17 protein-coding genes are annotated in these 17,552 nt (G+C 73.4%); 6 read left to right on the plus strand and 11 right to left on the minus strand.

Translation table 11 applies throughout. The annotated features are described in order from the left end of the window. The 10 genes from ACYU7L_RS18410 to ACYU7L_RS18455 are packed head-to-tail and all read right to left on the minus strand — an operon-like array spanning position 1 to position 8,379. Entirely contained in the window at positions 1 to 372 is a 372-nt protein-coding gene (locus ACYU7L_RS18410; protein ID WP_460799745.1) for a carboxymuconolactone decarboxylase family protein, read from the minus strand. Beyond that, positions 369 to 1,277: an NAD(P)-dependent oxidoreductase gene (locus ACYU7L_RS18415; RefSeq protein ID WP_460799747.1), complete on the minus strand. Its 909-nt coding sequence runs from the start codon at positions 1,275 to 1,277 to the stop codon at positions 369 to 371. Before ACYU7L_RS18415 ends, ACYU7L_RS18410 begins: the two co-directional genes overlap by 4 nt. Then, positions 1,274 to 2,020: an SDR family oxidoreductase gene (locus tag ACYU7L_RS18420; RefSeq protein WP_460799750.1), complete on the minus strand. Its 747-nt coding sequence runs from the start codon at positions 2,018 to 2,020 to the stop codon at positions 1,274 to 1,276. Before ACYU7L_RS18420 ends, ACYU7L_RS18415 begins: the two co-directional genes overlap by 4 nt. 57 nt (positions 2,021 to 2,077) lie before the next feature. Further along, on the minus strand, positions 2,078 to 3,562 hold the full coding sequence (locus ACYU7L_RS18425; protein WP_460799752.1) for an aldehyde dehydrogenase: 1,485 nt from the start codon (positions 3,560 to 3,562) through the stop codon (positions 2,078 to 2,080). Beyond that, complete coding sequence (locus ACYU7L_RS18430) at positions 3,562 to 4,173, minus strand: hypothetical protein (protein ID WP_460799754.1); 612 nt, start codon at positions 4,171 to 4,173, stop codon at positions 3,562 to 3,564. Before ACYU7L_RS18430 ends, ACYU7L_RS18425 begins: the two co-directional genes overlap by 1 nt. An 8-nt stretch (positions 4,174 to 4,181) precedes the next feature. Beyond that, a complete protein-coding gene (locus ACYU7L_RS18435; protein WP_460799756.1) occupies positions 4,182 to 4,379 on the minus strand; it encodes a ferredoxin in 198 nt (65 codons plus the stop codon). Positions 4,380 to 4,389: 10 nt separating this feature from the next. Then, the gene (locus tag ACYU7L_RS18440) at positions 4,390 to 5,790 is read right to left on the minus strand and encodes a cytochrome P450 (RefSeq protein WP_460799758.1); all 1,401 of its coding nucleotides are present in this window, start codon (positions 5,788 to 5,790) and stop codon (positions 4,390 to 4,392) included. Continuing rightward, complete coding sequence (locus ACYU7L_RS18445) at positions 5,787 to 6,575, minus strand: SDR family oxidoreductase (protein ID WP_460799760.1); 789 nt, start codon at positions 6,573 to 6,575, stop codon at positions 5,787 to 5,789. The genes ACYU7L_RS18440 and ACYU7L_RS18445 overlap by 4 nt, the downstream gene beginning before the upstream one ends. Then, positions 6,572 to 7,804 (minus strand): cytochrome P450, encoded by a 1,233-nt coding sequence (locus ACYU7L_RS18450; protein ID WP_460799763.1) that lies wholly within the window; start codon positions 7,802 to 7,804, stop codon positions 6,572 to 6,574. The genes ACYU7L_RS18445 and ACYU7L_RS18450 overlap by 4 nt, the downstream gene beginning before the upstream one ends. Continuing rightward, on the minus strand, positions 7,801 to 8,379 hold the full coding sequence (locus tag ACYU7L_RS18455; RefSeq protein WP_460799766.1) for a TetR/AcrR family transcriptional regulator: 579 nt from the start codon (positions 8,377 to 8,379) through the stop codon (positions 7,801 to 7,803). Before ACYU7L_RS18455 ends, ACYU7L_RS18450 begins: the two co-directional genes overlap by 4 nt. 76 nt (positions 8,380 to 8,455) lie before the next feature. Between ACYU7L_RS18455 and ACYU7L_RS18460 the strand changes: the two genes are divergently transcribed. From ACYU7L_RS18460 to ACYU7L_RS18485, 6 genes are all read left to right on the plus strand, one after another. Continuing rightward, on the plus strand, positions 8,456 to 11,533 hold the full coding sequence (locus ACYU7L_RS18460) for an FtsX-like permease family protein (protein WP_460799769.1): 3,078 nt from the start codon (positions 8,456 to 8,458) through the stop codon (positions 11,531 to 11,533). Beyond that, the gene (locus ACYU7L_RS18465; RefSeq protein WP_460799771.1) at positions 11,530 to 12,414 is read left to right on the plus strand and encodes an ABC transporter ATP-binding protein; all 885 of its coding nucleotides are present in this window, start codon (positions 11,530 to 11,532) and stop codon (positions 12,412 to 12,414) included. Before ACYU7L_RS18460 ends, ACYU7L_RS18465 begins: the two co-directional genes overlap by 4 nt. Further along, on the plus strand, positions 12,411 to 13,097 hold the full coding sequence (locus tag ACYU7L_RS18470) for an ABC transporter ATP-binding protein (RefSeq protein ID WP_460799773.1): 687 nt from the start codon (positions 12,411 to 12,413) through the stop codon (positions 13,095 to 13,097). Before ACYU7L_RS18465 ends, ACYU7L_RS18470 begins: the two co-directional genes overlap by 4 nt. A 35-nt stretch (positions 13,098 to 13,132) precedes the next feature. Beyond that, positions 13,133 to 14,650 (plus strand): ATP-dependent DNA ligase, encoded by a 1,518-nt coding sequence (locus ACYU7L_RS18475; RefSeq protein ID WP_460799775.1) that lies wholly within the window; start codon positions 13,133 to 13,135, stop codon positions 14,648 to 14,650. A 9-nt stretch (positions 14,651 to 14,659) separates the two neighbouring features. After that, positions 14,660 to 15,010: a VOC family protein gene (locus ACYU7L_RS18480; protein ID WP_460799777.1), complete on the plus strand. Its 351-nt coding sequence runs from the start codon at positions 14,660 to 14,662 to the stop codon at positions 15,008 to 15,010. Between the two features lie 91 nt (positions 15,011 to 15,101). Next, positions 15,102 to 15,803, plus strand: coding sequence for a TetR/AcrR family transcriptional regulator (locus tag ACYU7L_RS18485; protein ID WP_460799779.1), 702 nt, complete (start codon positions 15,102 to 15,104; stop codon positions 15,801 to 15,803). A 36-nt stretch (positions 15,804 to 15,839) separates the two neighbouring features. Here ACYU7L_RS18485 and ACYU7L_RS18490 read toward each other — a convergent pair whose 3' ends face one another. Next, positions 15,840 to 17,498, minus strand: a complete 1,659-nt coding sequence (locus tag ACYU7L_RS18490; RefSeq protein ID WP_460799782.1) for a protein kinase domain-containing protein — start codon at positions 17,496 to 17,498, stop codon at positions 15,840 to 15,842. Positions 17,499 to 17,552 lie beyond the last annotated feature (54 nt).

Below are 17,552 nucleotides of genomic sequence, written 5' to 3' on the forward strand. Positions count from 1 at the left end.
TCAGCGGCCCTTGCGGATGGTGTCCTCGACGATGGAGTTGATCCGCGCCCCCACCGGCCAGCCGGCGTAGTGGCACAGGAACACCACGATCTCGCGCAGCGCGTCCTCGTCGAGCTCACCGTTGGCGTAGGCCGCCGGCAGCTGGATGCCCAGCACGTCCGCGCCGCCGGTCCCGGCGAGCAGCCCGATGAGCAACAGCCGGCGATCACGGTCACTGAGGCCCGGCCGGTTCCAGATGTCGGCGAAGAGGTGGTCGGCGGTGTAGGCGAAGAAGTCGCCGGCACCGTCGCTCATGTCGAAGCCGTAGACCTGCTCCATCTTCTCCAGGCCGCGACGGCGCTGCTCGGGGAGGTCGGCGAACTTGTCACTCATGCGTTCTCCTTGGCTGGGTGATCCTGGCTCGTGGTGTCGCGGGGCGGCAGGCCGAGGCCGGTTCCCAGTCGGTCGAGGGCCAGCCGGGCCAGGGGCACCTCGACTCCCAGCTCGTCGGCCAGCCCGGTGGCGAGGCGGAGGTCCTTCTCCCCCAGGTCGCGCACGTGGCCGAACACGCCGGTCCAGAAGTCCTCGGGCTCCAGCGGGGCCGCGGTGGCGCGGTGCATGATCGCGCCGGGGCCGCCGGTGACCGCGTCGGTGTGGCGGACCACGTCGCCGAGCGCCACCAGGTCGAGTCCGGCAGCCTCGGCGAGACGCTGGGCCTCGGTCGCGGCGGTGAAGGCGACGAAGTGCATCAGGTTGCGAGCCAGCTTCATCCGGGTGCCGGCGCCGACCGGGCCGGCGTGGACGACCTTGGAGCCCAGCCGGGCGAAGGGGGCGGCACAGGCCGCGTAGGCCTCGTCGTCGCCTCCGACCAGCAGGGCGAGCGTGCCCGCGGAGGCGCCCATGGCGCCGCCGCTGACCGGCGCGTCGACCACGCGTACGCCGTGGCGCGCGGCCTCCTCGGCCAGCTGCCCGGGCGTCTCCGGCGCCACGGTCGAGTGGATCGCGACCGTCAGTCCCTCGCGGGCGGCCCCCAGCACCTCCCCGAGCACGTCGCGGACCTGGTCGTCGTCGCGGACCATCACGCAGACCAGGTCCACGTGGGCCGCCAGCTCCGCCACGCTCGCGGCCACCCGGGCGCCCGCCCGCTCCAGCTCGGCGAGCGGCTCGGGCGCCACGTCGTACACCCAGAGCCCGGAGGGCCAGTCCGCCAGCCGCAGCGCCATCGGCTTGCCGATGTTGCCCAGGCCGACGAAGCCCACGGCCCCGGCGCCGGGAGAGCCGGTGGAAGGTCCGGTCACGAGCGGAACACCTGGCCACCGTCGACGGCGAGGATCTGGGCGGTCACCCAGGCGGCCTCGTCGGAGAGCAGGAACACGCAGGCGCCGACCATGTCCTGGGGCTGGCCCATCCGCTTGATCGCGAGCGACTTCACCAGCTCCTTGGTGGCCCCGCCGGCCTGGGTGCGGGTCGCCTCGGTGTCGGTCGGCCCGGGCGCGATCGCGTTGACCCGGATGCCCATCCCGCCGACCTCGTGGGCCAGCTGCTGGGTGAGGCCGTTGATCCCGACCTTGGCCAGGCCGTAGAAGCCGGAGTAGAGGTAGGCGGCCGTCGAGCTCTGGTTGACGATCGAGCCGCCGCCGCGGGCCTGCATGTGCGGGTAGACCGCCCTGGTCATCACGAGCGCGCCGTCCATGTTGACGCTCATGAACCTGCGGTAGTAGTCCCAGTCGACGCTGATCAGCAGGTCGAACTGCATGTCACCGTAGATCGCCGCGTTGTTGACGAGCCCGTCGATGCCCCCGAGCTCCTCCACCGTGCGGGCCGCCATCGCCTCGGCGGACACGTGCGAGGCGACGTCGGTGCGCACGAAGATCGCGCGTCCTCCGGTCTCGTTGATGGCGGCCGCGACCTTGGCGCCGGACTCCTCGTTGAGGTCGGCGACCACGACGGCCGCGCCCTCCGCGGCGATCGCGCGGGCGTAGGCCTCGCCGATCCCCTGGGCCGCGCCGGTGACGACGACGACCTTGTCCTGCAGACGCATGTGGTGCTCCTTCTTCGTGGAGGGGTCAGGGGTTGTCAGTGGGGCCAAGAAGGGTGCTCAGGCGGGCGCAGCGATGGTCTTGGTCTCGAGGTACTCCTCGAGCCCCGCCACCCCCATCTCGCGGCCCAGCCCGGACTGCTTGTAGCCGCCGAACGGCGCGTCGGGGCTGAACCAGACACCCCCGTTGACCGCGAGGGTGCCGGTGCGGATCCGGGCGGCGACCGCCATCGCCCGCTCCAGCGAGCCGGAGTCGACCGACCCCGACAGCCCGTAGTCCGACTCGTTGGCGATCCGGACGGCGTCGTCGTCCCCGTCGTGGGGGATCACCACGAGCACCGGCCCGAAGATCTCCTCCTGCGCGAGCCGCGAGGTGTTGTCGAGGCCGGCCACGACCGTGGGCTCGACCCAGAAGCCGGGCCGGTCCAGGACCTGCCCGCCGGTGGCGAAGGTGCCGCCCTCCTCCTGCGCCAGCCGCAGGTACGACGCGACGCGGTCGCGCTGGACCTCGGAGATCACCGGGCCGCAGATCGCACCCGGGTCGGCCGGGTCCTTGACCCCGATCGAGGCCATCGTGTCGGCGGCGACCTGGACCGCCTCGTCATAGCGGTCGCGCGGGACGACCAGCCGGGTGGTGATCGCACACCCCTGGCCGGCGTGGATGCAGGCGGTGAAAGCGGTGGCGCCGGCGACCGCGGCGACGTCGGCGTCGTCGAGCGCGATCGCGGCCGACTTGCCACCGAGCTCGAGGAAGACGCGCTTCAGCGTGGGCGCGGCTGCGGCCATGATCGCGCGACCGGTCGCGGTGGAGCCGGTGAACGAGACCATGTCGACGCGCGGGTCGGTGGCCAGCACCGAGGCGACCTCGTTGGAGCTCGGCGTGACCACGTTGAAGACGCCCGCGGGGATGTCGGTGTGCTCGGCCACCAGTCGCCCCAGCTCGGCGGCCACCCACGGAGTGTCGGGCGCCGGCTTGAGCACGACGGTGCAGCCTGCGGCCAGCGCCGGGCCGACCTTGGCGAGGTTGATCTGGGTCGGGACGTTCCACGGCGAGATCGCGGCGACCACGCCGACCGCCTCACGCCGTACGGTGCGGCGCGAGCGGATGCCCATCGGCGCGGCGACGCCGAGGTCGGTCTCCCAGGCATAGGTCTCGGCGAGGTCGGTGACCCACTTCAGCCCCTCGACGGGGACGTCGAAGCCGGCCGCGCCCATCATGAAGCCGGGCATCCCCACCTCGGCGGTGGTCAGCGCCCGGAACGCCTCGGCGTCGTCCAACAGCGCGGCGTGCAGCTGGCGCAGGCACCGCACCCGCAGCTCCACGTCGGTCGACCAGGTCGTCTCGTCGAAGGCCCGGCGGGCGGCGGCGATGGCCGCGTCGACGTCCTCGGCGGTGCCGTCCGGCGCGTGGCCGATGACCTCGCCCGTCGCCGGGTTCAGGATCGGGTACGTCGCGCCGTCCGAGGCCGGCACCAGCTTGCCGTCGACCAGCTGCTGGGCGGGCGGCGCCGCCAGCGCGGCCGGAGAGCCGTCGTGGTCGCCCATCAGGCCTGGTCCTGGGTGACGAACTGCCCCGCCTCGACGGGCGGCGGCCAGACCGTGGAGGGCAGGTCGGCGAGCGGGTAGTGCCCCGGCTGCTCCTTGCCGTTGAGGTGCATCCGGTCGAGCAGCCCCTGCGGCGCCTTCCCGGAGCCCGCGAGCGAGAGGAACGTGTGGGCCGTGGAGCCGAGGTCGAACCAGTCACGCTGCCAGGCCAGGTGCAGCCCGTCCTCGCCGCGGCCGATGCCGAACCAGCTGCCGCCGATCCCCATGATCTCGTACTCCTTGCCGGAGTCGTCGAGGATGCCGGCCTTCTGCTTCCAGAAGCCGACGACCATGCCGTTGACCTCGTCCATCACGTTGGCCATGTAGTCGTAGTGCCAGCCGTCGAGGCCGGCCATCTCGGTGCCCAGCGCCCACGCGCGGATCTGCTCGCGCCCGACCGCCATGAAGTGCTCGTCGGGGGTGTACATCCAGCCGTACGTCGCGTCCTCGGCGTAGTAGTCGGCGAGCGGGCCCCAGTCCTTGGCCCGCTCCGCCTCGCGGTTGGCCTCCTGCCAGCGTCCCCAGAACTCCTCGAGCTCCGCGCGGGTGAAGGAACCGTTGCTCTGCGTCATGTCTCTCCTCAGTCGTCGACGACGGCGAGCGCCATCGCGGGGCAGTACTTCACCGCGGCCTGGACGGCCGGGCGCTGGGACTCGTCGGGGTGCTCCTGGAGCACGGTCACGACGTCGGCGGCCTCGTCGAAGCCGAAGACGTCCGGGGCCTCGCCCTGGCACATCTGGTGGGCCTGGCAGAGGCCGAGATCGGCCTTGACCAACACCGGGCGGCCCTCAGCGTCCCGCGCGCCGGCGGTAGGTCACCCGGCAGGGCTGCTGGAGCTGGATCACCATCTTGGAGACGTCGTCGCGGTAGGACTCCGACGGCTGGGCCATCTCGAACTCGTAGTCGCGCAGGATCACCGAGAAGATCGCCTTGAGCTGCATCATCGCGAACGCCGACCCGACGCAGCGGTGCTTGCCGGCGCCGAACGGGATCCAGGTCCACCGGTTGACCAGGTCCTCCTGACGCGGGTCGATGTAGCGGCCGGGGTCGAAGGACTCCGGCTCCGGGAAGTCCTCGGGGATCCGGTTGGACACCTTGGGGCTGGCGCCGATCATCGTGCCCGGCGGCAGCACGTGGCCGCCGATCTCGAACTCCTCCTGCACGATGCGCAGCAGCACGATCAGCGGCGGGTGCAGGCGCAGGGTCTCCTTGAGCACCGCCTCCAGGCGCGGGATCGAGCGCAGCGCCTGGAAGGAGACCTCGGAGCCGTCGGCGTAGAGGTCGTCGAGCTCGGTGACCACCTCCTGCATCGCCTCGGGGTGGCGCATCAGCTCGATCAGCGCCCACGCGGCGGTGCCCGACGAGGTGTGGTGGCCCGCGAACATCATCGAGATGAACATGCCGGTGATGACGTCGGCGCTGTAGGTCGGCGTGCCGTCCTCGCCCCGGATCGAGATCAGCACGTCGAGCAGGTCGCGGTCCTCGCGGGCGACCTTGCCGCGCGCCAGCCGCTTGTCGATGATCGCCTGGACCAGCTCGACCAGCTTGATCCGCGCGGCGTCGCGTTCGCGGAACGAGTCGAGGTCGGCGTAGGCGTCGACGTAGGCCATCGCGTCGGTGCCCTTCTCCAGGTGGTGGTAGTGCTCGGCGAAGGAGGAGTCGAGCTCCTCACGGAAGGGCTTGCCGATCAGGCACGCGGAGGTGGTGTAGATCGTCAGCTCGGCGAACCAGTCGAGCAGGTCGATCTCGCCCTCGTCGCCCCACGAGGCGACCATCCGGCGGATCTCGTTCTCGATCGTGGCGGCGTGGCCGCGCATCATGTCGCCGCGCAGCGCCTGGTTCTTCAGCATCTGCTGACGCTCCTCGGGGCTGGCGTCGAAGACCACGCCCTTGCCGAAGATCGGCGTCATGAACGGGTAGGCCGCCGCCTGGTCGAGCGTGGAGTCCGGCGCCCGGAAGAACGCCTCGTTGGGCTCGGCCCCCGACACCATCACCACGTCGCGCTCGGCCAGCCGGAACCGGCCGATGTCGCCGCACTCCTCGCGGATGCGGTAGAGCAGCCCGATCGGGTCGGTGCGCAGCTCGGCGAGGTGCCCGTAGCCGTCGTCGGGGACGGCGTACGACACCTCGGGGATGGCCCCGAGACCAGGTGCTGGGCCCGCTTCGGGGTTGGTCGAGAGGTCGGTCATGAGCGGTCCTCCACAGGAGCTTCGGGCGAGACTTCGATGAGGTTCAGGTGCACGCCGCGGGGGGCGGCGACGATGGTGGCGATCGCGTCGGCGATCGCCTGGGGCTTCATGAAGTGGCCGTGCCGGGCGAGGCCGAAGCGCACCCACTGCTCGAGGACGTGACCCGTCAGCTCCTCGTCCCAGTCGCTGCCCATCTCGCTCCAGGTCGGGCCCGGGCGCACGATCGAGGCGCGCACGCCGGTGCCCTCGAGCTCCATCTGCATCGCGGTGGCCATCCCCTCGAGACCCCACTTGCTCGCGGTGTAGGCGGCCATGAACGGCCGGGCCCGCACGGCGACGTCGGAGGAGACGAAGACGACGTCCCCGCGGCGCCGCTCGACCATGCCGGGCACGAAGGCCCGCACCAGCCGGTGGGCGCCGACGATGTTGAGGTCGAGCTCGCGGGCGAAGCGCTCGGAGTCGACCTCGTGCACGGTGCCCGGCGCGACCGCGCCCGCGTTGGAGACCACGGTCTCGATGTCGCCGAGCTCCTCACCCACGCGCTTGGCGAAGTCGGTCACCGAGTCGGAGTCGGTGAGGTCGAGCCGGGCGACGACCGCCTGTCCCCCGTCGGCGCGGATGCTCGCGGCGAGCTCCTCGCACCTGTCGGTACGACGAGCGCCCAGGGCCACCGGGTGGCCGGCCCGGGCCAGCGCGACGGCGGTGGCCGCGCCGATGCCCGAGGAGGCGCCGGTGACGACGGCGGGACGACGCTCGGGGCGGGCGTACTTGTCGGGTCTGCTCATCGCCGCACCTCCACGGTCACCGGCATCGCCGCGAAGCCGCGGACGTTGGTGGAGTGCACCCGCACGGACCGGGCGTGGTCGACCTCGACCGAGGACACGCGACGGACCAGCTCGCGCAGGGCCACCTGGGCCTCGAGCCGGGCCAGGTTGGCGCCCAGGCAGAAGTGCCGCCCGCCGCCGAAGCTCAGCAGCTGGGCGACCTCGGCCTTGTCGCGGTGGATGTCGAACTCGTCGGCCCGGCTGAAGACGCGGTCGTCGCGGTTGGCCGAGCCGAGTGCCAGCAGCAGCTTGGCGCCCTTCGGCGCGACCCGTCCGTGCAGCTCGACGTCCTCGAGGAGGTGGCGGGCCACCATCTGGCTGGAGGTGTCGAAGCGCAGCGTCTCCTCGATCCACGGGTCGACCAGGTCCGCGCCGTGCGCGAAGACCGCGTCGTGCTGGTCACGGTGGCTGCTCAGGTGGGCCAGTGCGTTGCCGAGCAGCTTGGTGGTGGTCTCGTTGCCCGCGACGACCATCAGGAAGAGGAACGCGATGATCTCCTCGTCGGTGAGCCGGTCGCCGTCGATCTCGGCGGCGAGCAGCGCACTGGTGAGGTCGTCGGTGGGCGTCCGGCGGCGCTCGGCCAGCATCTCGGCGTAGTAGCCGACGAGCACCAGCGAGGCGTCCATGCCGGCCTGAGGCACGTCGTACACACCCTCCTCGCGGTGCACGACGAGGTCGGCGAGCCGGCGGATCTCGTCGCGGTCGGGCTCGGGGACGCCCATCATCTCGGAGATGACGTCCATCGGGAGCTTGCCGGCGAAGTCCGCGATCCAGTCGAACGAGGAGTCCTCGAGGGCCCCATCTAGAGCTCGGTCGAGGTAGCGGTCGGCGATCGCCTGGATGCTTGGCTCGAGCTCGCGCACCCGGCGCGGCGTGAACCCCTTGGAGACCAGCGAGCGCAGCCGCGTCTGCCGGGGCGGATCCATCGCGAGGAACGACATCACCCGGTGGGCGTGCGGGCCCCAGGCGCTGGCGTCGAGGGAGACACCCATCGCGTTGGAGTAGACGCCCTCGGTGCGGACCGCGTGCTGGATGTCCGCGTGCCGCGAGAGCACCCAGAAGTCGTGTCGGGTGTTGTGGTGCAGCGGGTCCTCGTCGCGCAGCCGGGCGTAGACCGGGTAGGGGTCCTCCTGGAACGCGTAGTCGTAGGGGTCGAACTCGATCTGCGGGCTATCAACGGTGGTGCTCACGCGTGTCCTTCCATGATCACGTCGACGACGCTGTCCAGTCGCTCGCCCATGTCGGCGTAGGTCATCAGCCCCATCCCGGCCTGGAGCATGGCGCCGGAGAAGGCCAGCGACAGCGCCTCCAGCACCCGCGGGTCGGCGGGGTCGCCGATCGCCACGCGGAAGCGGCGCACGAACTCCTCACCGATCCGCAGCCGCAGCCGCCCGACGTCCGGGTCGCTGCCGAGCAGGGCCGGGGTGACCGCGGCGGCCAGCTCCGGGGCTCCGGAGAGGAAGGCGGCCATGCCGCGGGTGACCTGCTTGAGTCGGGCCACCACGGCCTCGCCCGCTGGCCCTGGGACCGGCTCGGTCACCAGCCGCCGCCAGAAGAGCTCGGCGAAGAGGTGGCTCTTGGAGCCGAAGTAGGTGTAGGCGGTCGCCGGCGAGACCCCGGCCCGCTGCGCGGTGGTGCGGATCGTCAGGGCCTCGTGGCCGACGACGCGCAGCTCCTCGTCAGCGGCCGACAGGAGCTTCTCGACCGTCTCGGTCTGCCGGGCGTTGAGGCCCTGACGCGGCGCGCTGGACAGGTGACTGGACACGTGTCCAACTATGAGACCCAGGTCACGTGAGCGCAACCCCTCCACCACCGGCCCTCGCCGTCCCTACACTGACCCGGTGACGAGCAGGCGGCGCGAGGGCAGGCGCGCCCCTCGCTGGATGGCCTCACTCGCCCACCGCAAGGGCCAGACCCTGGTCGCGTTCGTCCTCACGGCGCTGCTGGCCGCAGCGGCCGTGTTCGGCCCCTGGTACACCCAGCTGGTCGACCGCACCGTGACCACGCAGGCGTTCGCCCTCGACGAGCCCGGCACGACCGTCCGGCTGGCCAGCGCGACGGTCCCCGACCTGGCGCAGCTGCTCCCCGCGACGTCTAGCCACCTCTTCGAGGCACCGGTCGCGAGCCGGCACACGAGCGTGAAGTGGGTCGATGAGGGCACGACCCAGCCGGTGGAGGGCGGACTGACCTGGCGCGAGGGCATCTGCGACCACATCCGTCTCACCGCCGGGCGCTGTCCCGAGAGCTCGGCCGCGACCCCCGAGGACAGCACACGCGTCGAGGTCGCGGTCTCCGCCTTCGACGCCGAGCGCTACGACGTCGGTGTCGGCGACCTCGTCGGCGAGACCGGCTCGCTCACCGAGGCGGTCATCTTCGAGATCGTCGGCGTGTACGACGTGCCCGAGCCGGGCGCGCCGTACTGGTTCGGCGTCATCCCCACGGAGCGCTCCGGCTGGCGTGACCTCGACTTCCCCACCTCGGACCTGTTCGTGGTGGCGCGCGAGGCCTTCGAGACCGGCACGCAGCGTCCCTTCAACGACCAGCTCGAGGTCCGTGTGGTCCCCGGCGGCGTCGACACCGACGACGTCGCGCTGCTGCGCGAGGATCTCGCCGCTCTGCGCACCTCGGCCGCGGCCGCCCAGGTCGACGTGGCCACCGACATGGATGCCACCTTCGAGCGTCTGGGTCGCTCCCGCGAGGTGTCCTCGACCACGATGACGCTGGTGCTCGCCCAGCTCGGCGTGCTGGCGCTCGTGGTGCTGGCCATGCTGGTCAGCCTCGCGCTGGCCCAGCGCCGCCCCGAGATCGGACTGGGGCGACTGCGCGGGCAGGCGGCGCGCCGGCTCCGCCGCGGGCTGACCGGGGAGTGGGCCGTGGTCGTCGCCGCCGGCACCGCCGTCGGCGGACTGCTCGGCACGCTGGGCGTCGTGGGCGTCCGAGCCGCCTGGCTGCCGGGCTCCCCCGCCCTCGCGCCCCCCTGGTCCGCGGCGGCAGCGCTTGCCGCCACGGCGGTCGCGGCCGTCGCGCTGATGGCCCTGATGGCCGGGCCTGTGGTGCAGGAGCCGGTGTCCGCACTGCTCCGCTCCACCGGCCCCCGTGCCAGCGCACCCACCTCCTCGCGGGTCCTGCTCGACACCGCCCTGGTGACCCTGGCCGCGGCCGGCCTGCTGGTCGGGCTGCAGTCCCCCGACGACTCGGCTCTGGTGCTGCTCGCCCCCTCGCTGCTGGCCGTGGGCGCCAGCGTGCTGCTGGTCCGCGCCCTGACCACGCTCGCCGCCCGGTCGTCACGCCGCGCACTCGAGCGGGGACGCACCACCACCGCGCTGGGATCGGTGCTGCTCGCCCTCAGCCGGGGTCTCCGGGTCCTGGTGACGGTGCTGTGCCTGGCCTCGGCGTTCGCGGTGTTCAGCGCGCAGATGGCGAGCGTCGGCGAGCGCAACCGCCAGCACCGCGCCGAGGTCGAGGCGGGCGCCGCGGCGGTCGCCAGCACGACCGCCGCCCCCTCGGCACTGGTCCGGGCCCTCGACGAGGTGGACCCCGATCGCGAGCTCGCCACCGCGGTGGTCGTCACCCGGCGCACCGACCCCACGGCACTGGGCGCCATGTACGTCGAGCCCGATGCCTTCCCCCGGATCGCGTTCGGGGCAGGCGAGGCCACCGACGCCCGGGGCTGGGGGTCGATCGGCGCGCCGTCGGTGGAGCCCGTCCCCCTCCAGGGGGACACGCTCTCGGTGACGGTGCAGCCGCACCGGCTGACCACGAGCGACGTCGGCACCAGCGCCGCCCTCCTCGAGGTCACCGCCGACTACCTCACCGCCGGCGGTGACCGCCTCGTCGCCCGGCTCGGCACCACGGATCTGGTCGCCGCCCGCGCGGTCACCCTCCGCACCCGCATCCGCTGCGGGGACGGGTGCCGGCTGCTGCGGCTCGGGCTCGACCCCGACGGCCCGGCCGCCGGGCGCGTCGAGCTCACCGACCTCGCGTCCGGCACGGCCGGGCAGCCGGAGCCGGTGGAGCTGGGCGCAGCAGAGCACTGGGAGCCCACCGCAGCCGCCGCGGACGGCACCGCCTCCACCTTCGGCGCAGGGACGTGGAGCGCGGACTTCGACACCGGCGGCTCCGAGATCGCCGTCCAGCACGCCCTCCTGCCCGTCAGCCTGCCCGTGCTGCTGGCCGAGGAGCACGCCCCCAGCGCCGAGTACGCCGGCGCCACGGTGTCCACGCCCGCGGGCGAGCCGGTGCCCCTCACCATCGTCGCCACCACCGAGGCGGCCGTGCCCCGGGTGCTTCGCAACGTCGGCGTCGCCGACCTCGAGCTGCTCCTGCGGCGAGGAGAGACCCTCACGCGGGGCAGCACCGAGGTGCAGGTGTGGTACTCCGCCACCGGCTCCGCCCGCACTGTGCTCGACCGCGCGCTCGCCGACGCGGGCATCGAGGTCACCGAGGTGGAGACGCTCGCCGACCGCACCGAGCGCTACGCCGACTCCGCCGAGTCGCTGACGGCCCGCGTCCATCCGGTCGCCGCGACGCTGGCGGCGCTGCTCGCCGTACTCGGACTGGTGCTGGCGGTCGCCTCCGGCTGGCGCCAGCGCACCCGGGACCTCGCCGCCCTGCGGATGGTGGGGGTACGTCGTGAGGTGCTGCTGCGTGCCACCCACGGGTCCCACCTCGTCCTGGTGGCGAGCACGGTGCTGGTGGGCGCCCTGTGCGGCGGGGTGGGCTTCCTCCTCGCGATCGAGCGCACGCCGCTCTTCACCACCCCCGAGTCGGCGATCCCGACGGACCTGTCGTTGGCTCCCGGGGTGCTCCTCGTGGTGCTGGCCCTGCTGCTGGGGGCGCTCGCCGCGACGGCCGTCGCGGGCGGGCGGTGGCTGGTCGGGCGCAGCACCCTCGAGCGGGTCCGGGAGGCGGCGCCGTGAGCAAGCAGCAGGGATCGGGCCCCCAGGGGTTGGGCCCCCGGGGATTGGGCATCGTCACCGTCGGGCTGGTGCAGATCTATCGCACCGAGGGTCACGACGTGGCGGCACTGTCCGGCGTCAGCCTGTCCATCGCCCCCGGGGAGACCGTGGGCCTGCTCGGACCGTCGGGGTCGGGCAAGTCGACCCTGCTGCAGGTGTGCGCCGGACTGCTGCGCCCCAGCGCCGGGAGGCTGCTGGTCGGCGGCCACAACCTGGCGACGATGAGCCCCGCCGAGCTCGACGAGCTGCGCGCCACCCGGCTCGGCATCGTGCTGCAGGGGGCGGGGACCAACCTGGTGCCCTATCTGAGCTGCGCCGAGAACGTCCGCCACGCCCAGACCGCGGCGCGCCGGGCCGGGCGCAGCGCCGCCGACCTCCTCGACCCCACGGACGCCCTGGGGATGGTCGGGCTCGAGGTCGACGGGGACCGGCGGCTGCCCTCCCTCACCCCGGGCCAGCTCCAGCTGCTGGCGCTGGCCACGGCGATCGCCCATCGGCCGGGGCTGGTCCTGGCCGACGAGCCCACCAGCCAGCTCGACCATGCGGCGCGCGACCGGGTGCTGGCTGCGCTCGCCCGCATCAACCAGGAGCTCGGCACCACCGTGCTGCTCGTGACCCACGACCCGGTGGTCGCGGCCCGGCTGCCGCGCACGGTCACGATCCGGGCCGGCCGGATCGGCGCGGAGGGGCGCGCGGGCGAGGAGTTCGCCGTCGTCACCGCCGACGGGTCGCTGCCGCTGCCACCCGACGTCCTCGAGTCGGTGCCGCCCGGCACACTGCTGCGGGTCACCGAGACCCCCGACGGTCTGATGCTGACCCGCGTCGAGGAGGACGAGCGATGAGTCTGGAGCTGCGCGGCGTCGAGGTGCGCTACGACGACGTGGTCGCCGTCCACGCCACCTCCCTGGTCGTCCCGGCCGGCTCCCTGCTGGCCGTCACCGGCCCGTCCGGCGCCGGGAAGACCTCGCTGCTGTGGGCGGTCGCCGGGGCGGTGCGTCCCGCTGCCGGCGAGGTCGCCCTCGACGGGCTCGCCCTGCCCGACCACCACGCCTCCCTGGACGCCGGGGTGGTGCTCGTGCCGCAGGGCAACGGCCTGGCCCGGATCCTGACCGCGCTGGAGAACGTGCTCGTCCCGCTGCCGGCCCCCGACTCAGGACGCGGAGGCCGCAGCAAGCGCGGGAGCCTCCTGCGCGAGCGCGCCCAGGACGCACTGGCAGCGGTGGGGATGGCGGAGAGCGGCAACCACCTCGTCGAGGAGCTGTCCGGCGGCCAGCAACAGCGGGTGGCGATCGCGCGCGGTCTCGCGCAGCGCGCCCGGGTGCTGCTCGCCGACGAGGTCACCAGCGAGCTCGACCCGGTCAACCGCACCTTGGTGCTCGATCTGCTGCGCCGCGAGGCCGACCGCGGCGCCACGGTGCTCTTCGCCACCAACGACCTCGAGGCGGCCGAGAGCTGCGACGCGCACGCAGCACTGGACGAGGGACACCTGTCCTGGGTCCGCCCGTTCGCCACGCACCGCGCCTGACCCCTGCTCCTCGGCGCCCCCGGCATGATGGGGAGATGCTGCTCCACGACGTCGTCCTCGCCTCGGGTGCGGTCGCGGCCACCCGCTCGCGCAAGGCCAAGGTGGCGGCGCTGGCCGAGGCGCTGCGCACCGCGGGTCCCGACGAGATCGAGACCGTCACGTCCTACCTCTCCGGGTCCCTGCGCCAGCGGCGCACCGGCCTGGGCTGGCGCAGCCTGACCGAGCTGCCCGAGCCCGCCGCGGAGCCGACGCTGACGGTGGGCGAGGTCCACGACGACTTCGAGACGATCGCGGCGCTGGCCGGCCCGGGCTCCCAGGCGCTGCGTGCGGAGGCGGTGACGCGGCTCTTCACCCGCGCGACGGCGGCCGAGCAGGTGTGGCTGCGTGGGGTGGTCACCGGGGAGGTCCGTCAGGGCGCCCTCGACGCGCTCGTCCAGGAGGCGGTCGCGGCCGCCGCCGGTGTGCCGGTGGCCGTCGTGCGTCGGGCGGTGATGCTCGCCGGCGCGACGACGCCGGTGGCCGTCGCTGCACTGACCGGGGGCGCCCTGGCCGCCTTCGGCCTCGAGGTCGGCCGCCCCGTCCACCCGATGCTCGCCTCCAGCGCGCCCGACCTCGTCGCTGCCCTGATCAAGGCCGCCGGCGCGGGCGAGGAGCCCCGCGTGGCCGTGGAGACCAAGCTCGACGGCATCCGGATCCAGGTCCACCGCGACGGCGACGACATCCGCATCGCCACCCGGACCCTGGAGGACATCACCGCCCGGCTTCCCGAGGTTGTCGACGTGGTCCGGGCCCTGCCCGCGCACCGGCTCGTCCTCGACGGGGAGGCGCTCGCCGTCGGCCCCGACGGGCGACCCCGGCCCTTCCAGGAGACGGCCTCGCGCACCGCGAGCCGCAGCGGCGCGGTCATCACGCCGTACTTCTTCGACGTGCTGCACCTCGACGGACGCGACCTCCTGGACGCGCCCGGCCACGAGCGTGCGTCCGCCCTCGAGACCCTGGTCCCCGCGGCACACCGGACTCCCCGCCTGGTCACCGACGATGCGGCGGAGGCTCAGACCTTCCTCGAGGCCGCGCTCGCCGGAGGCCACGAGGGGGTCGTGGTGAAGAGCCTCGACGCGCCGTACGACGCGGGGCGGCGGGGCGCCGCCTGGGTCAAGGTCAAGCCGGTGCACACCCTCGACCTGGTCGTGCTGGCGGTCGAGCGCGGCAGCGGCCGGCGCTCGGGGTGGCTGTCCAACATCCACCTCGGGGCGCGGGACGCGACGACCGGCGAGCTCGTCATGGTGGGCAAGACGTTCAAGGGGATGACCGACGAGATGCTGGCCTGGCAGACCGAGCGGTTCACGGCGCTCGCGACCTCCGACACCGGCTACGTCGTGCACGTCCGCCCCGAGCAGGTGGTCGAGATCGCACTCGACGGGGTGCAGCGCTCCACCCGCTACCCCGGCGGCGTGGCGCTGCGGTTCGCACGCGTCGTTCGCTACCGCGACGACAAGACGGCCGCCGACGCCGACACGATCGACACCGTCGCCGGGCTGCTCGGCGGGTCGTAGAGTCCCGTCATGGACATCGAGAGCGTCACCGTGGGCCTGCCGGTCGGCGACCTGGACGAGGCGGTGCAGTGGTACGGCCGCGTCCTCGGTGTCGCCGCCCCGGACCTGGAGCCCGCGGAGGGGGTCGTCGAGTTCCAGCTCGGACCGATCTGGCTCCAGTTGGGTGTCGAACCCGTCGAGCGCACCGGCGCCCAAGTCGTCGTACGCCTCGGCGTCGCCGACGCAGCGGCCGAGCACGCGCGTCTCCTGGAGCTCGGCGTCGACGCCGACCCGGTCGAGGACGTGCCCGGCGCGGTGAGCTACTTCGACTTCCGCGATCCCTACGGCAACGTGCTGTCCTGCTACTCGCCGTTCGCCTGACGGTGCCGGGGGCGACCGTTCGTCGCGATTTGCGTCACGCCCGTCGCACACCTGTGACACGCGGAGTTGCAGGAGACCTAGGATGCCATCCATGAGCAGCACCCCCACCCCTCCCGCCGCCGAGACGGACCGACGACGCTCCGCCGCCGCGACCCGCCGCAAGGCCCGCGAGAAGGAGATCCTCGACGCGACGCGTGCGCTCTTCGACGAGCGCGGGGTGCGCGACGCCCAGATCGAGGACATCGCTCGCTCGGTGGGCGTCAACCGGGCGATCATCTACCGTCACTTCACCGGCAAGGAGGAGCTCTTCGCCCTCACGCTGGTGGGCTATCTCGACGAGCTGCGCGCCGCGCTCGCCGCGGCCTCCGCGGCTCACGAGGCGCCCGCCGACCGGCTGACGGCGATCGTCGAGGCCTTCGTGGAGTACGGCGTGGCGCACCCCGCCTTCGTCGACTGCGCCCAGACACTGATGCGGCGCTCGGGCCCCGAGCTGCTCGACGAGATCAGCGAGAGCGCGCTGTTCCGGCTGGGGCGAAGCATCTCCGGCTGTCTGGCCGAGCTGACCGCCGTCCTCGAGGCCGGGGTCGCCGCCGGCGAGTTCAAGGTCGCCGACCCGACGCTGCTGGCCAACACGCTCTATGCCAGCGGACTCGGCTCGTTGCAGCTCGCCCGCGTGGGCATCCTCGTCAAGGAGGCGGCTCCGGGCATCCCGACGCTGGGCACGATCTCGCCGGAGCAGGTGCGCGACTACCTGGTCGCCACCGCGCTGGCCCTGGCCGCCCGCCCCGGCTGAGGCTGAGGCTGAGGCTGAGGCTGAGGCGCGAGCGGCTCAGCGTCGCCCCTGCCCCTTGCCCTTGTTGCGCCCGGGCCCCTGCCCCTTGCCGTTGCCGGGCCCTCCGGCTCCCGCCGACGGGCCCGCGGAGCCACCGCCCGAACCGGCCGTCGCTCCCCCGCCGCCTCGTCCCGCTGCCGAGCCACCGGTGGCCGGGGCCTGCGGCGCGGCTCCCCCCGGCTCGCTGGACTGCCGCGCGGGGCTCACGGCCGGCTCCGCGACCGCGACGGTGAGCGTCACCGTCGAGCCCACCGGGAGATGCCCGGTCGGCTCGGCCGACAGCACGCGACCAGGGGGCTCCGTGGAGACGACCTCCCGGCGCTCTGCCACCAGGCTGAGCCTCTCGAGGCGCTTCACCGCCCGCGTGTAGGGCAGGCCGACCACCTGGCCGGCCCGCACCGTGACGCGGCCCGAGGCCACCGTGAGCCGGACCACGGTGCCCTCGTCCACCTCGTCCCCGGCCCCCGGGCTCTGCCGGAGCACCATCCCTGCGGCGGCCAACGGGTCGTCGACGACCTCGCGGGTCACGTCGAGCTCGCTGTCCTCGAGCTGCCGGGCGGCGTCCTGCACTGTCATGTCGGTGACGTCGGGCACGACGCGAGAGGCGCTGCCCGCCCCGACCAGGGCCACCGCCCCGATCAGCGCCAGCAGGGCCGCGACGACGCCGGTGGCCAGCACCATCCGGCGCCGCCTGGGCTCCCGACCAGGCGCGACCTGCCCACTCGCATCAGGCGCGCTCTCACCCGTGTGGTCGGCCAGGGCGGCGTCCCCGAGGGGAAGCACGCGCATCGTGTCCGGCCCGCCGATGGGCGCCTCGTCGGCCACCGGCTCGGTGAGCTCTCGGCCCAGCAGCCCCGCGGCGAGCTCGGCGACGACGACGGCACCGCGGGGGCGCTCCGCCGGGTCCTTGGCCAGCAGCGCCATCACCAGCTCGCGCAACGATGCAGGCACCTCCTCACCGAGCGGTGGCACCTCGTCGTTGATGTGTGCCAGCGCCGTCGCCACCTGGGAGTCGCGCCGGAAGGGGCGCAGTCCGGTCAGGCACTCGTAGGCCACGACGCCCAGCGAGTAGAGGTCCGACCGGGTCGTGGCCTGCTGCCCCGACGTCTGCTCGGGACTGATGTAGTCGACGGTGCCCACGATCGTGCCCGTGAGCGTGATCGGGTCGACCGATTCCGAGCGGGCGATCCCGAAGTCGACCAGGACGACCCTGCGGTCGGGAGTGAAGAGCATGTTGGCCGGCTTGAGGTCGCGGTGGATGATGCCCGAGGCGTGGGCCGCGGCGAGCGCCCCGGCGACCTGCTCGATGATCTCCAGCACCTCGTGCGGTGGGAGCGTTCGCCGCTGACGCAGGACGTCGGACAGGGCCACCCCCTCGACGTACTGCATGACGATGTAGGGCGTCGACGGCTCCGAGGTGGAGTCCTCGCCGAGGTCGAAGATCTGCGCGACGCCGGGGTGCTGCAGGGCCCCCGCGAGCTGGGCCTCGGCCCGCAGGCGGGCCCGCTGCATCTCGTCGTCGCCTCCGCCCGCGCGCAGCAGCTTGACCGCGACCGTACGCCCCAGGACGGTGTCGCGCGCGCGATGGACCGACCCGGTCCCGCCCGAGCCGACCTCGGCCTCGAGCTCGTAACGCCCATCGAAAAGCTCGCCCACCCGGCTCATGGAGGAGCCAGTACCCCGCCGGCCGCCCGGTGATGCTGGCGGCCG

It is taken from the genome of Nocardioides pacificus (genome assembly GCF_054775955.1).

Coding starts and splice junctions, on each gene's coding strand:
- ACYU7L_RS18470 (WP_460799773.1), top strand. CDS start 12,411: ATGAGTCTGGAGCTGCGCGGCGTCGAGGTGCGCTACGACGACGTGGTC.
- ACYU7L_RS18480 (WP_460799777.1), top strand. CDS start 14,660: ATGGACATCGAGAGCGTCACCGTGGGCCTGCCGGTCGGCGACCTGGAC.
- ACYU7L_RS18430 (WP_460799754.1), bottom strand. CDS start 4,173: ATGACGCAGAGCAACGGTTCCTTCACCCGCGCGGAGCTCGAGGAGTTC.
- ACYU7L_RS18475 (WP_460799775.1), top strand. CDS start 13,133: ATGCTGCTCCACGACGTCGTCCTCGCCTCGGGTGCGGTCGCGGCCACC.
- ACYU7L_RS18425 (WP_460799752.1), bottom strand. CDS start 3,562: ATGGGCGACCACGACGGCTCTCCGGCCGCGCTGGCGGCGCCGCCCGCC.
- ACYU7L_RS18440 (WP_460799758.1), bottom strand. CDS start 5,790: ATGACCGACCTCTCGACCAACCCCGAAGCGGGCCCAGCACCTGGTCTC.
- ACYU7L_RS18420 (WP_460799750.1), bottom strand. CDS start 2,020: ATGCGTCTGCAGGACAAGGTCGTCGTCGTCACCGGCGCGGCCCAGGGG.
- ACYU7L_RS18445 (WP_460799760.1), bottom strand. CDS start 6,575: ATGAGCAGACCCGACAAGTACGCCCGCCCCGAGCGTCGTCCCGCCGTC.
- ACYU7L_RS18410 (WP_460799745.1), bottom strand. CDS start 372: ATGAGTGACAAGTTCGCCGACCTCCCCGAGCAGCGCCGTCGCGGCCTG.
- ACYU7L_RS18485 (WP_460799779.1), top strand. CDS start 15,102: ATGAGCAGCACCCCCACCCCTCCCGCCGCCGAGACGGACCGACGACGC.